Source organism: Bradyrhizobium retamae (assembly GCF_001440415.1).
Classification (GTDB): Bacteria; Pseudomonadota; Alphaproteobacteria; order Rhizobiales; family Xanthobacteraceae; genus Bradyrhizobium; species Bradyrhizobium retamae.
The window spans coordinates 42,507-54,952 of sequence record NZ_LLYA01000164.1 but is presented as its reverse complement, the minus strand read 5'-3'; the positions used below and the strand labels follow the sequence as shown (position 1 = coordinate 54,952).

The 12,446-nt window shown below is 64.1% G+C and carries 11 protein-coding genes and 1 pseudogene; 9 read left to right on the top strand and 3 right to left on the bottom strand.

Annotated elements, in window-relative coordinates; genetic code table 11:
• Nucleotides 1-140: 140 nt before the first annotated feature.
• From CQ13_RS23575 to aat, 3 genes are all read left to right on the top strand, one after another.
• On the top strand, nucleotides 141-1,133 hold the full coding sequence (locus CQ13_RS23575; protein WP_063800130.1) for an MBL fold metallo-hydrolase: 993 nt from the start codon (nucleotides 141-143) through the stop codon (nucleotides 1,131-1,133).
• Nucleotides 1,134-1,184: 51 nt separating this feature from the next.
• Nucleotides 1,185-2,570 carry an FAD-binding oxidoreductase gene (locus CQ13_RS23570; protein ID WP_057845223.1) on the top strand — a complete coding sequence of 462 codons (1,386 nt, stop codon included), beginning with the start codon at nucleotides 1,185-1,187 and terminating at the stop codon, nucleotides 2,568-2,570.
• 210 nt (nucleotides 2,571-2,780) lie between these two features.
• Nucleotides 2,781-3,455, top strand: coding sequence for a leucyl/phenylalanyl-tRNA--protein transferase (aat, locus tag CQ13_RS23565; RefSeq protein ID WP_057845222.1), 675 nt, complete (start codon nucleotides 2,781-2,783; stop codon nucleotides 3,453-3,455).
• Nucleotides 3,456-3,531: 76 nt separating this feature from the next.
• Here the strand turns inward: aat and CQ13_RS23560 are convergent, their stop codons facing one another.
• Both CQ13_RS23560 and CQ13_RS23555 read right to left on the bottom strand, forming a co-directional pair.
• Nucleotides 3,532-4,566: an aldo/keto reductase gene (locus tag CQ13_RS23560; RefSeq protein WP_057845221.1), complete on the bottom strand. Its 1,035-nt coding sequence runs from the start codon at nucleotides 4,564-4,566 to the stop codon at nucleotides 3,532-3,534.
• 28 nt (nucleotides 4,567-4,594) lie between these two features.
• Entirely contained in the window at nucleotides 4,595-5,776 is a 1,182-nt protein-coding gene (locus tag CQ13_RS23555) for an MFS transporter (RefSeq protein ID WP_057845220.1), read from the bottom strand.
• A gap of 103 nt (nucleotides 5,777-5,879) precedes the next feature.
• Here CQ13_RS23555 and CQ13_RS23550 point away from each other — a divergent pair, with 103 nt between their 5' ends.
• On the top strand, nucleotides 5,880-6,839 hold the full coding sequence (locus CQ13_RS23550) for a LysR family transcriptional regulator (protein ID WP_057845219.1): 960 nt from the start codon (nucleotides 5,880-5,882) through the stop codon (nucleotides 6,837-6,839).
• Between the two features lie 34 nt (nucleotides 6,840-6,873).
• On the opposite strand, the gene CQ13_RS23545 is transcribed toward CQ13_RS23550, so the two are convergent.
• Nucleotides 6,874-7,854: a DUF2155 domain-containing protein gene (locus tag CQ13_RS23545; RefSeq protein WP_057845218.1), complete on the bottom strand. Its 981-nt coding sequence runs from the start codon at nucleotides 7,852-7,854 to the stop codon at nucleotides 6,874-6,876.
• 285 nt (nucleotides 7,855-8,139) lie between these two features.
• Here CQ13_RS23545 and CQ13_RS23540 point away from each other — a divergent pair, with 285 nt between their 5' ends.
• The 5 genes and pseudogenes from CQ13_RS23540 to CQ13_RS23525 all read left to right on the top strand — a co-directional run bounded on the left by CQ13_RS23540 (nucleotide 8,140) and on the right by CQ13_RS23525 (nucleotide 12,273).
• Nucleotides 8,140-8,919, top strand: a complete 780-nt coding sequence (locus CQ13_RS23540; RefSeq protein ID WP_057845217.1) for an SDR family NAD(P)-dependent oxidoreductase — start codon at nucleotides 8,140-8,142, stop codon at nucleotides 8,917-8,919.
• 94 nt (nucleotides 8,920-9,013) lie between these two features.
• A complete protein-coding gene (locus CQ13_RS23535; RefSeq protein ID WP_057845216.1) occupies nucleotides 9,014-9,961 on the top strand; it encodes an alpha/beta hydrolase in 948 nt (315 codons plus the stop codon).
• Between the two features lie 7 nt (nucleotides 9,962-9,968).
• A pseudogene (locus CQ13_RS45825) lies at nucleotides 9,969-10,293 on the top strand (citrate transporter); the annotation flags it as partial.
• A 155-nt stretch (nucleotides 10,294-10,448) separates the two neighbouring features.
• Nucleotides 10,449-11,330 carry a hypothetical protein gene (locus CQ13_RS23530; protein ID WP_057845215.1) on the top strand — a complete coding sequence of 294 codons (882 nt, stop codon included), beginning with the start codon at nucleotides 10,449-10,451 and terminating at the stop codon, nucleotides 11,328-11,330.
• A 100-nt stretch (nucleotides 11,331-11,430) separates the two neighbouring features.
• Nucleotides 11,431-12,273, top strand: a complete 843-nt coding sequence (locus CQ13_RS23525; protein ID WP_057845214.1) for an endonuclease/exonuclease/phosphatase family protein — start codon at nucleotides 11,431-11,433, stop codon at nucleotides 12,271-12,273.
• Nucleotides 12,274-12,446: the final 173 nt, after the last annotated feature.

Genomic DNA, 12,446 nt, shown 5'->3' with positions numbered 1-12,446 from the left:
ACCACTGTGCTAAAGTAACGAGCACCATTGTGCCAAAATAAAAAGCATAACAGTCGAGTAGGACTGCTCTCGCGGAGCGGCCTGCATCGTTAGCGAAGTCTGCCGTCCCGCGGTCAACACACCGTTCAAGGGAGGATAAGATGTCGCTTGATCGTCGCCATTTCCTTGCAGCTACCGGGGGCGCTGTGGTTGGCCTCGTGTGCGGGTCATGGAATGGAGGTGGTGTCCAAGCTCGCGCACCAGTCTCAAAAAGTCAGGTGCCAGGATTCTACCGGTTCAGTCTCGGACAGTTCCAACTCACGGTCGTGAGCGACGGCACAATTGCCTTTCCAGCGGAGGCACTCTGGCCAGAAGCGCCTAAAGCGGAACGCGATGCCGTCCTTGCGTCGGACTTCCAGCCGACGGACAAATCCACGCTCCAGGTGAATGTATTGGCGGTGAATACGGGCGATCGCCTTGTACTCATCGACGCAGGCTCCCGCGGAAAGATGCAGCCAACCGCCGGCCGTCTGCTTCACAACCTCGCGGCCGCCGAAATCAAGCCGGAGGAGATCGATACGATCCTGATCACACATGCCCATCCCGATCACCTGTGGGGGGTTGCTGACGCGAGTGACACCGAACGGACCTTTCCAAACGCCGAGTATGTGATTAGCGAACCGGAACTGAACTTCTGGACGCAGCCTCAGCACCCGTTCGCAAGTGATGCTAGGTGGGGCGGCGTTTATCGCCAGAACATGAAAACATTCGCGGCGATCAAGGATCGCATCCGGACTGTGAAGCCGGACCGCGAAGTGGTCCCGGGCATCACGGCGATAGCCACACCTGGGCACACGCCCGGCCACACCTCGGTCCAGATCGCGTCCGGTTCTACCCAGCTTCTCTGTACGGCAGATGTTGTTGGGAACCGCGCTGTCGCCTTCCAGCACCCCGATTGGCGGGGCGGGTTCGACTTGGATCTCGACCAAGGCGCGAAGACGCGCCGAGCTTTTCTGGATCGATGCGCGAGCGAGAAGGTGATGGTCTCGAGCTACCACCTGCCGTTCCCCGGAATTGGCCATGTCGTTCGCGCCGGAACAGCGTTCAGCTGGCTTTCAAGCGATTGGAGTTGGGACGGCGTAAGTCCCATTTAGGTCCCCACCTAGCTCAACTGGCCGATCACGGCGTGAAAAGAGGAGGAGATCATGCAAGCCATGGCCACCGAAACCTTTATCGGCAACATGCGCGGCCCGGTCATCAGGCAAACGGATGCCGATTATGATGGTGTGCGGAGCCTCTACAACGGGATGATCGATAAGAATCCCGTGATCATTGCGCGATGCACCGACGTCGCTGATGTTGTCACTGCGGTCAATTTTGCAAGGCAGAACGATCTCCGGGTCGCGATCCGCGGAGGCGGGCACAACGGGCCGGGCCTCGGCAGCGTCGACGACGGGCTGATGATCGACATGTCGCTGATGAAAGGCGTGCGGGTCAATCCCACCGCACGCACTGTCCGCGTTGGTCCCGGCTGCACGCAGGGCGATGTCGACCACGCTACGCACATATACGGGCTCGCCGTGCCGGCCGGCATTATCTCGACGACCGGTATTGCCGGCCTCACGCTTGGCGGCGGCACCGGATACCTCACCCGCCAGCTTGGCCTCACCGCCGACAATCTGCTCGAGGCGGATGTCGTGCTTGCCGACGGTCGCATTGTCACCGCCAACAAGTCAGAGAATGCTGACCTCTACTGGGGCTTGCGCGGTGGCGGCGGCAATTTCGGCATTGTCACGAGCTTCCTGTTCCAAGCTCATCCGGTCAATATGGTCTATGCCGGTCCAATCTTCTGGGATCTCAAAGATGCCCGGACTGTCATGCAGACGTACCGGGATTTCCTGCCCGGCGCGCCCGAAGAGCTTGGGGCCTTTGTCGGGTTGAAGACCGTTCCGCCGGTAGACCCGTTCCCGGCGGAGCATCAGGGCAAGCGCGCCTGCGCGATCATCGCTTGCTACAATGGCCCGACAGAAGACGGTCAAGCCGTCATGGCCAAGTTGCTCGGAACGTTGCCCCCCGCGCTCTTTAATTGGATGGGAGAGATGCCTTATCCAACCCTCCAATCCATGTTCGATCCGTTCTTCCCGAAAGGCCTGCAATGGTACTGGCGCGGCGATTTTGTGAAAGAACTGACTGACGAAGCGATTGATGCCCATATCGCACAGGCTCAGAAACTGCCGAGCGCGCTCTCGCTCATGCATCTTTATCCGATCGACGGCGCTGTTCGTCGTATCGGCAAGAGCGACACCGCCTGGAATACGCGCGACGCGACCTGGTCGATGGTCATCGCCGGCATCGATCCCAATCCGCAAAAGGCGGGCGAAATCACCCGCTGGACCAAGGGATATTGGGAGGCCGTGCATCCTTACTCGGCTGAGGGCGGCTATGTAAACTTCATGATGGACGATGGAGATGACAACAGACTCAAGGCCACTTACGGTGACAATTACGATCGTCTCGTCGCCTTGAAAGCCAAATACGACCCGACGAATTTCTTCCGCGTGAACCAGAACATCAGGCCGCTGCACTCGTAAACGATCACGTCCGCGCGGTTCGAGTATGTCCAAGGATCGGAGCGTTCTTTCGTTTTATGGAACGAAGGAACGCTCAGGCTTCCCCCAACCATTTGCATCGGCGGCCCAATCTGATTGAGTTTTGACGGAAGGAACCCGCCGCAGCGATTCGGCCGTGGTCGTCGTTTCGGCACGTAGCGCGGGCGCGCTGCCTCCTGCTATCATCGACACATGACCTCGCGCGAGTCTGCTGCTTCCGAAATCACGCCCGAAGTGCTGCTGCGGGCCTATGCCTGCGGCATCTTCCCGATGGCCGAGAGTGCCGGCGATCCGACGCTGTTCTGGGTCGAGCCGGAAATGCGCGGCGTCATTCCGCTCGACGGCTTCCGCATCGCCTCGCGGCTTGCCCGCACCGTGCGTTCGGACACTTTCCGCGTTACCGTCGATACCGCCTTCAAGGCGGTCATCGCGGGCTGCGCGGCGCCGCAGCCCGGCCGCGACGACACCTGGATCAACAAGCGTATCCGCGATCTCTATCTCGGGCTTCACGAGCTCGGCCACTGCCACAGCGTCGAGGTCTGGCAGGACGGCGACCTCGCAGGCGGCCTCTACGGTGTCAGCCTGGGGCGGGCCTTCTTTGGCGAGAGCATGTTTCACCGCGCCCGCGACGCTTCCAAGGTGGCGCTGGTGCATCTGGTGGCGCGGATGATCGCAGGCGGGTTCGAGCTGCTCGACACGCAATATGTCACCGAACATCTGCGCAGCTTCGGCGCGGTCGAAATTCCAAGGCGCCGCTATCGCGCCTTGCTCGACAAGGCGATTGCGGGAGAGCCAGCGGACTTTACGCGTTTGCCGCCCAGCGTCAGCGGTGCCGACGCACTCGCGATCATCGCCAAACGCAATTGATTTGGTCCACCTTGTGCGCGCGGCGCCGGGCGATCGAGAGCTACTGGGCTCGTTGTGTCGCCCGCTTCCAATTGGCTCAAACCGGCGGCGGGTTTAACCGCGCAAAGCCTTCTTGGACACGATAAGGATAGTAGGGATAGCATGGCATCACCGCGCTCGCTTTGTCCAGGAGCGCGACCTGCTCGGCGGTCAGCGACCAGCCGACGGCGCCGAGATTGTCGCGCAGTTGCGCTTCGTGGCGCGCGCCGATGATCACGGACGACACGCTTGGGCGGGTGAGTAGCCATGCGATCGCGACCTGCGGCACAGTGCGACCGGTCTCGGTGGCGACGGCATCCAGGACATCGACGACGCGATAGAGCCGCTCCTCGTCGACTGGTGGACCGAACTGCGCCGTCTCGCGCAGGCGGCTACCAGCCGGCAGCGGCTGGCCGCGTCGTATCCTGCCGGTGAGACGCCCCCAACCCAGCGGGCTCCAGACCAGCGCGCCGACGCCCTGATCAAGGCCGAGCGGCATCAGCTCCCACTCATAGTCGCGGCCGACAAGCGAATAATAGACTTGGTGCGCCACATGGCGCGTCCAGCCGTGACGTTCGGCAATGGCGAGCGACTTCATCAACTGCCAGCCCGAGAAGTTGGAGGCGCCGATATAGCGCAACTTGCCGCCACGGACGAGCCCATCAAGCGTCGACAGCACTTCCTCGATCGGCGTGAAGGCATCGAAGGCATGGAGCTGCAGCAAGTCAATGTAGTCGGTTCCGAGCCGCCGCAAGGCAGCGTCCACCGCCGACACGAGACGATGTCGCGATGAGCCGGCGTCGAATGGACCGTCACCCGTCGGCAAGCTTGTCTTGGTAGAGATCAGCACGCTGTCGCGGCGGCCTTTGATCGCGGCGCCGAGAATCGCTTCCGACGCGCCGTTCGAATAGACATCGGCGGTGTCGAACAGGTTGACGCCGGCCTCGAGGCAGATGTCGATTAGCCGCCTCGCCTCCTCGGCGCCACTCCGGCCCCAGGCCGAAAATAGCGGCCCCTGTCCGCCGAACGTGCCAGTACCGAAACTGATAACGGGGACCTTCAGGCCCGAGGCGCCGAGGTTGCGATATTCCATCGTTGTGCTCCCTTTTGATCCTTTGCTTTCATTCCGCCGGGCACGCCGCAGCGGAAGGTACTGGACGGTCCAAATGCATGCTCCATAGCGCCAGCAGGAGTCCCGCCGCGGTGATCGCCGCCGCGACGAGTGGAAGCGCGGCAAGGCCCAAGCCGCGATCGATCGTAAGCCCGCCGGCCCATGCGCCGAGCGCATTGCCAAGATTGAAGGCCGCGATGTTGAGGCTGGATGCGAGCGTGCGCCCGTCGGCGCCGGCCGCTTCGAGCACGCGAAGCTGCAGCGGCGCCACGGTGGCGAAGGCGGCGATGCCGAGCAGAAAGATGAAGGCCACGGCGAGACCCTTGATCGACAGCACCGCCGCAAGCGCGACGAGGACGAGCGCAAGCGCGGCAAGCGTGCCGATCAAGGCGCGTCCGAGACCACGGTCGGCGAGCCGCCCACCCGCAACGTTGCCGATCGACAGGCCGACGCCAAACACGAGAAGGATCGGCGAGACCGCCGCTTCAGAGAAGCCGGTCAGCCGCGTCAGGATCGGCTGGACATAGGTAACGACGACGAACAGGCCGGCAAAACCGAACACCGTCATGGCGAGGCCGAGAAGGACCCGCGGACGGCCGACCACCGCCAGCTCCTCGCGCAGCGAAGTGGCTTTCTCATTGCCGCCCACGTTGCCGGGAACCAGAACGACCAATACGGCGAAGGCGACCAGCCCAATCACGGTCACCGCCCAGAACGCGGCACGCCATCCCAGCATCAGGCCGAACCACGCACCAAAGGGCACGCCGAGCAGAGTAGCCACCGTCAGTCCGATGAACATGGTGGCAATTGCGGAGGCACGCTTGTCCTCAGTGACCAGGCTCGTCGCCACCACCGATCCGACGCCAAAAAATGTGCCATGGGCGAGAGAGGTGAGGATCCGCGCCGCCATCAACAGCCGGTAGTCCGGCGCCAGCGCGCAGGCGGCGTTGCCGAAGGTAAAGATCGTCATCAGAGCAAGCAGCACCGCCTTGCGCGGCATCCGCCGCGTCGCCAGCGTCAGGATCGGCGCTCCCACGAACACGCCGAGCGCATAGCCGGAAATCAGGAGACCTGCCGCGGAGACCGAGACCTGCATGTCGGCGGCGACCTGCAGCAAGAGACCCATGATGATGAATTCAGTGGTGCCGATGCCAAAGGCACCGGCGGTCAGCGCAAGGACGGCGGCAGGCATGCGTTGCTCCGGATCGGGACAGGGTTGCTGCAACGCAAATAGCGGAAGGGCGGCAGAAGAATTAGAGTGCCAGCAGTCCAATCATTTGTGACGTGAAATCAACATGGCTCGACTCGACACCAATCGTTCCGCCGAGATGGAGGTCTTCGTCCGCGTCGTCGACCTCGGCGGGTTCACCGCCGCGGCAAAGAGCTTTCGCCTGACCCCATCCGGCGTCAGCAAGCTGGTATCCCGCCTGGAAGCCCGGCTCGGCGCGCGGCTCGTCAACCGGACGACGCGCAAACTCCAACTGACTGAGGAAGGCCAAGCCTTCTACCAGCGCTCGCTGCGCATCCTCGGCGAGATCGAGGAGGCCGAGCGCGAGGCCGGCTCCGGCGCAGCGCCGCGCGGGCATCTGATGGTGAACAGCAACATCCCGTTTGGGATGCAGCACGTGATGCCGCTATTGCCGCGCTTTCTCGTCGAGCATCCGGAGATCACGGTCGACATTGTCTTCACCGATACAATCATCGACCTGATGCAGGAGCGCGCCGACGTAGCCATCCGCGTCGGGCCGCTGGGGGCTTCGCGCCTCGTCGCGCGCAAGCTCGGAACCAGCCGCATGGCGGTGGTAGCCGCGCCGTCCTATCTTGCCCGTTTCGGCGAGCCGAAGACGCCGGCTGAACTCGCCAGTCATCGCGGCATCGGCTGGACTTTTCCGCGCAGCATTCGCGGCTGGCCGTTCAGGCGCGGCGAGCGGATCGAGGAGGTGCTGCCGCCGCCGGCCGCGCGCGCCAGTGACGGCGAAGCGGTCCGTCGGCTCGCCCTCGGCGGCGTTGGCTGCGCACGCCTGGCTCTATTCCACATCGGTCTCGATATCGAGGCCGGACGCCTGATTCCAATGCTGCAGAACTACAATCCCGGGGACCGCGAAGACATTCATGCGATCTACGTCGGCCACGCCGGACCGCTGCCGGCGCGCGTGCGCACCTTCATCGATTTCCTCGCAACGCACATCCGGATGAGCGATCCCACTCTACGGCGCACGGCCGACGGCAAGTGGAAGCTGCACGGCGCATATTAAGTGTATAAGTGCCCCGCGGGGGGCATGGACGCCGCTAATTCCCGAACAATCCACCAAACAACCCGCCCGGCCGCTGCTGCGGCGGAGGCGGTGGAGCCTGCTGCGGCTGCTGCTGGAATTGCGGCTGCGGCGGCGGTCCTGGCGGGCGCGGCGCCGCCTGCTTCGGCGGCGGCGGACGCTTGGCGGCCGCGGGTGGTGGAGCCGGCTTCGGATCGGGCTGCGCGCTGACGATGGTCTGGTCAGGGCCTTTGCAGTCGGTCAGCCAGATATCGTAGACCGGATGCTCGACGCCGTGCAGGCCGGGGCTGGCGGCGAACATCCAGCCCGAGAAGATCCGCTTCACCTCGCCCTGCAGCGTGATCTCGTCGACCTCGACGAACGCATCGGTGTTGGCGGCCTCCGTCGATGGGCGCGTGTAGCAAGCGCTGGTCTTCACGCGCAGTGCGCCGAACTGCACGGTCTCGCCGATGTCCTCGTCGAAATTGATGATGCGGCCAGTGATCTTGTCGAGACCGGAGAAGCTCGCCTTCTTGTTGGTGATCTTGGTGGCCGGCGGTTCGGACACGACCTCGTCGCCCGGCTGCAGGGTCGCCGGCGAATTGGGCACGCCCTTGGCGGGCGGCTGGCGCTGACCCGGTGGCGCGTTGGCGACGCCTGGACCTCCGGGCTGCGGCGGCTGAACCGCGACGCCCGGCTGTGTCCCCTGCGGAGGAGCGGTGGTGCCGGGCGGCGGCGCCAGCGGCTGCGACTGGAAGCTTCCCGGCGGTGGAGCGCCCTGCCCCGGCGGCGGACGGTTCGGGGTCGGCAGCAGGCGGCCGCGCGGTAGTTCCGGCACTTCCTCGTCGTCGTCGGGGAATTGTTGCTGCTGTTGATTGCCGCGGGGAATGGCGCCCGGCGGCCGCAGCGGCGGATCGGAAAAGATATTGCCGATCTGCGCCTGCGCGGGCGGCGCAAGCGAGGTCATGGTGGCGGCGATCATGGCCGCAAGACCGGTCAGGGCAATGGTTCGAAGCATCTCGCGCGGCTTTAACAGGCGAATCGGGCTCGCGACATAGTACAGACTTGTCCGCCGCTCGCGTCCCTCCCGGTTAACACGGTGAATACGGCGGGGAAAGGGCGGTTTGCCCCCATCCTGCCGCAGTGAATATCATGGCCTGGAAGGCGGAAGACGGTTTTCGGAACATCGCTCCATGATCTAGTCAGCCCCGCCTGCAGATGGAATAGTGGCCTGATCGCGCGGCCACGCGCGAAAACCACCAAAATCCGGGATAACCGGACGAGCCAGAGGAAACCTCAAGCTATGCCCGATCGAATTCGCCTCGATGGCCGAGTTGCCGTCGTGACCGGCGCGGCCGGTGTCATTGGAACCGCGACCATCCGCCTGTTGGCCGAGCGCGGCGCCCGCATCGTCGCCATCGACCGCAAGGAGCAGGATCTTGCGGCCGCCATCAAGGACCTGCCGGCCTCGGCCGAAGCGCTCGCGGTCGCGGCGGACGTCACCCGGGAGGAAGAAGTCGCGGAATATGTCCGCGCCAGCGTCGACCGGTTCGGCACCATCGATGTCTTCTACAACAACGCCGGCGTCGAGGGCGATATCAAGCCGATCCCGGAATATTCGCTGGAGAGTTTTCGGCGCGTGCTCGACGTCAACGTGGTCGGCGTCTTTCTCGGCATGAAGCACGTGCTGCCGGTGATGCTGAAGCAGAACAAGGGCAGCATCATCAACACCGCCTCCATCGCCGGCCTGATCGGCTCGCCGATGATCGCCGTCTACAGCGCCAGCAAGCACGCCGTGATCGGTCTCACCAAGAGCGCCGCCTGGGAATGCACCGGCACCGGCGTGCGGGTGAACTGCGTCTGTCCCGGCCTGATCGACAGCCGGATGCTGAGCACGATCCTGCAGGGCCGCAATCCCGGCAATGAGCCGCCGCCGACCGAAAAGATCGTCGACCGGATTCCGGCGCGGCGGCTCGGTCAGGCTACCGAAGTCGCCTCCATCGTGGCGTTCCTGGCCTCCGATGAGGCCAGCTACGTTTCCGGCTCCGCCTATACCGTCGATGGCGGCCGCACCGCCGCCTGACGTCGTTCCGGAGCGACGCGAAGCATACCTCGAGATTCCGGGTTCGCTACGCGCCCCGGAATGACGAAACCAACATTAGAGGTCATTCCCAATCATGCCCGTCACGCTCGATCCCGATGCCGCCGCCGTCTACAAAGCTTTCCAGGAGGCGGGCCGTCCCGCCTATGAGACGCTGACCGCGCCGGAAGCGCGCGAATATTATCGAAGCGCCCGTGTCGTCAGTAATCCCGAACCGCCCGCGCTCGAATCGACCAAGCCGCTCGCGATCCCCGCGCCGCACGGCACGATTCCGGCGCGCATTTACACGCCGAAGACGCTGCGCAAGAGCAACGGCCTTGCGCCGTGCCTGGTATTCTTTCACGGCGGCGGCTGGGTGATCGGCGATCTCGACACCCATGAAGTGGTCTGCCAGAAGCTTGCCCACGAGGGCGAGTTGATCGTGATCTCGGTCGACTACCGGCTGGCGCCGGAGCACAAATTTCCCGCCGCCGCCGACGACGCCATCACCGCGACGAAGTGGGTTGCCGCCAATGCCAGCCAGTTCGGCATCGACGCGGCCCACTTGCTGATCGGCGGCGACAGCGCCGGCGGCAATCTCGCCGCCGTCGTGGCGCTCGCCGCACGCGACGGCGACGGCCCGAAGCTCGCCGGCCAGGTGCTGATTTATCCCGCCACCGATTTTGCGATGACGCATCCCTCGCACAGCGAGCCAGAGACCAGCATCCTGCTGACGCACTCCGTGATCAAATGGTTCTGCAACCATTATCTGAACGGCGCGGCCGACATCGAGCATTGGAAAGCCTCGCCCGCGCGCGCGAAAACGCTCGCCGGCTTGCCGCCGGCCTATGTGCTGACCGCAGGCGCCGATCCGCTGCGCGACGAGGGCGCCGAATACGCCGCGCGGCTGAAGGAAGCCGGCGTGCCCATGACCTACCGGCATTTCCCGGGCCAATTCCACGGCTTCTTCACCATGGGCAAGCTGCTGCAGCAGGCCAACGTCGCCGTCAGCGAAATCGCTGGCTGGCTGAAAACGTTGAAATAACGCACATATGCCGGTCGAGCGGCTGCCGGTGGCATCATGGCCGACCGCGCTTGGGCCAGGCTTCGTCTCCGCGGTGTTCGACAACATTCCCCTCACCGCGCTCGCCCTGAAACAGGGCGGCTATGATTGGGCTTCCTGGCTTACGCCGTCGGGTTCGGCGGCTCGATGAGCTGGTTCGGCTCATCGGCCGGCGTCGCCCAGTCGAACATGTATTCGGAGGCGAAGTCGTCGGACGCTGGGTTAGCCATGGCTGGCCTGTGGCGGTGGCCTACGTCGTCGGTTTCCTGGTGATGCTCGCTATCCTGGGCTGGCATCCCGACGCGCGGGTTTAGCGCGGTCGAAAGTGGTTGCCGGCCTCGTGTCGGCGATCATCCATTGGCCGACTGGGCTGTACCGACTCAGGCCGCAATGTTATCCAAGTTGCGGACTAGCTCTCGCACGCAACAACTCTGCCGGTGATTCGGCAGCAATCCGCGAGGTGATTGCAATGGCATTTTTCAGGCGCGAGCTCGGCCCGATCGAGCGCTTCGAGGTTGCGCTGAAGGACAAGCTGACGGCGCGGCAGAAGTTGGCCGAGCGGTTGAGCGTCGCCGAATCGGAACTTGCAGAAAAGCGTGCCGCTGCCGAACGGCTGGCGGTAGCCGGTGCCGACAATTCCCGGCTCGATCGAGCCGAAGCCAGCATGCGCGCCGTTGAAGACCGCGCCAAGTCGTTGCGCGCCGAATTGGTGGAATTTGACGATCAGGTGGCCTCGGCCGAGCGCGCGCTCGCTGATGCCAAGACCCAGCGCGACCGCGACGCGCTGGCTGACGAGATCGAGGCGATGGCTGCGGCGATCGAGCGGGCTGCGCCCGGATTCGAAGCCGGCGCCACAACGCTCGTCGAAGCCGTTACAAAAAGCTCGCTGTCGATACCCGAAGCCACCCGGTTCTCGGCCAGCGTGGATGCGGTGCGTAGCGAAGTCCGCGCGGCGGCGGACTTGATCTGCTGGGAGCTGCGTTCCGCCGCGGTGCGCACGCGCGCGGGCAACGCCAACCTCGCCAACCCCGCGCCATCCCTGTCGGAGGAGCCGCGATCGGCAGAGTCCGAACGGCAATTGATGTACACCCTCCATCCCCTGCGTTGGCGCGAGGACGGCAAGGTGCGCAAAGTTCCCGCCTTTGCGTTGGTCGGGCTGCCCAAGGCGCTGCTGCCGGTAGCGCTGCAGCATCAGCATGTAGACCATCTCAATGCCCGCCGCGTACAGACGTTGATGCATCTTCACGGCAGCGCAGGAAACGGCGAACCACAGGACGACGATCCGCAGCTTGTCGATCTGGACGCCTTGCTCACCGAGGAAACGCAGAGCGCGCAAGCCGACGTTGCCTGAGCCGGCGCGGACGGCCGCCGACAAGCGCTGAACCAACCGCTCCAGCGGACGTTGTCTTGGTTGGTTCATCTTGGTTGGTTCATGAAGCCGGCTTACGAGGATGCGGCTACGCGTCGTCACGCTCAACGTCTGGAATCGGCAAGGCGATCCGAAACGAACCGGTCTGATCAATCTAGAACTGCGCCGGCTGGCTCCCGATCTCGTGTCATTCCAGGAAGTGGTCAAATCGCCGGACCATTCGCAACTCGACGAGTTGATCCACGACACCGGTCTGTATGGAACGCATCAGGCTGACGTGCTGCGCACCGTCCCGCCCCATGCCGATCGTTTTGGCGGAAGCGCCATCGCGACGCGATGGCCGCATCGCGTCGAGGAAGTCCTGGATCTGCGCATGTCGGATGCGAACGATGTCCCGTGGTGCTCGCTGGCAGTATCGGTGCCGCTACCCGGCGAAGACGATCTTTTGTTCATCGCCGCTACGACCTCGTGGCGGCTCTCCGCGGAATCGGCCCGGGAACGGCAGGTCGTTGCGCTGACGGATCTCGACGCGCGTCACCGGCGGCCGCTTCCCACCATCATCGCCGGCGACTTCAACGCAACGCCTGACGCGGCCAGCATTCGCTACCTTACCGGACTGCAGTCGCTCGGCGGACGAAGCGTCAAGTATCACGACGCCTGGGAAGTCGCAGGCGAAGGTCAGGGTTATACCTGGAGCGTCGACAATCCAAATGCGCAGTCGGAGATCGGCAGGATCGTCCGTCAGCCGCGTCATCGGCGAAGGGTCGATTACGTGTTCGTGGGCTCCTGGGACGCCCACCCGAACGCGAGTTGCGAGGTTCAGGCCGCCTCGCTCGCATTCGACCTGGCGGTCGACGGCATCTGGCCCAGCGACCATTTCGGCGTCGTGGCCGATCTGGAAATCAGCGCCGCTCCCTCCGCGTGAGGAGGTTACCCTGGCCCTTGCAGCCGGACACTGTTCGAAATCGGCTCTGGCAGCATCGTCACCACGGTTCCTTCGGGAATCGGGTGGCCGCGACGCCTTCATCTTGCGATCCAGAACGCTCACGAATCAAGCCGTGCCGCTGAACCAAGGCGGGGCGACTGCAGTTGGAGAAG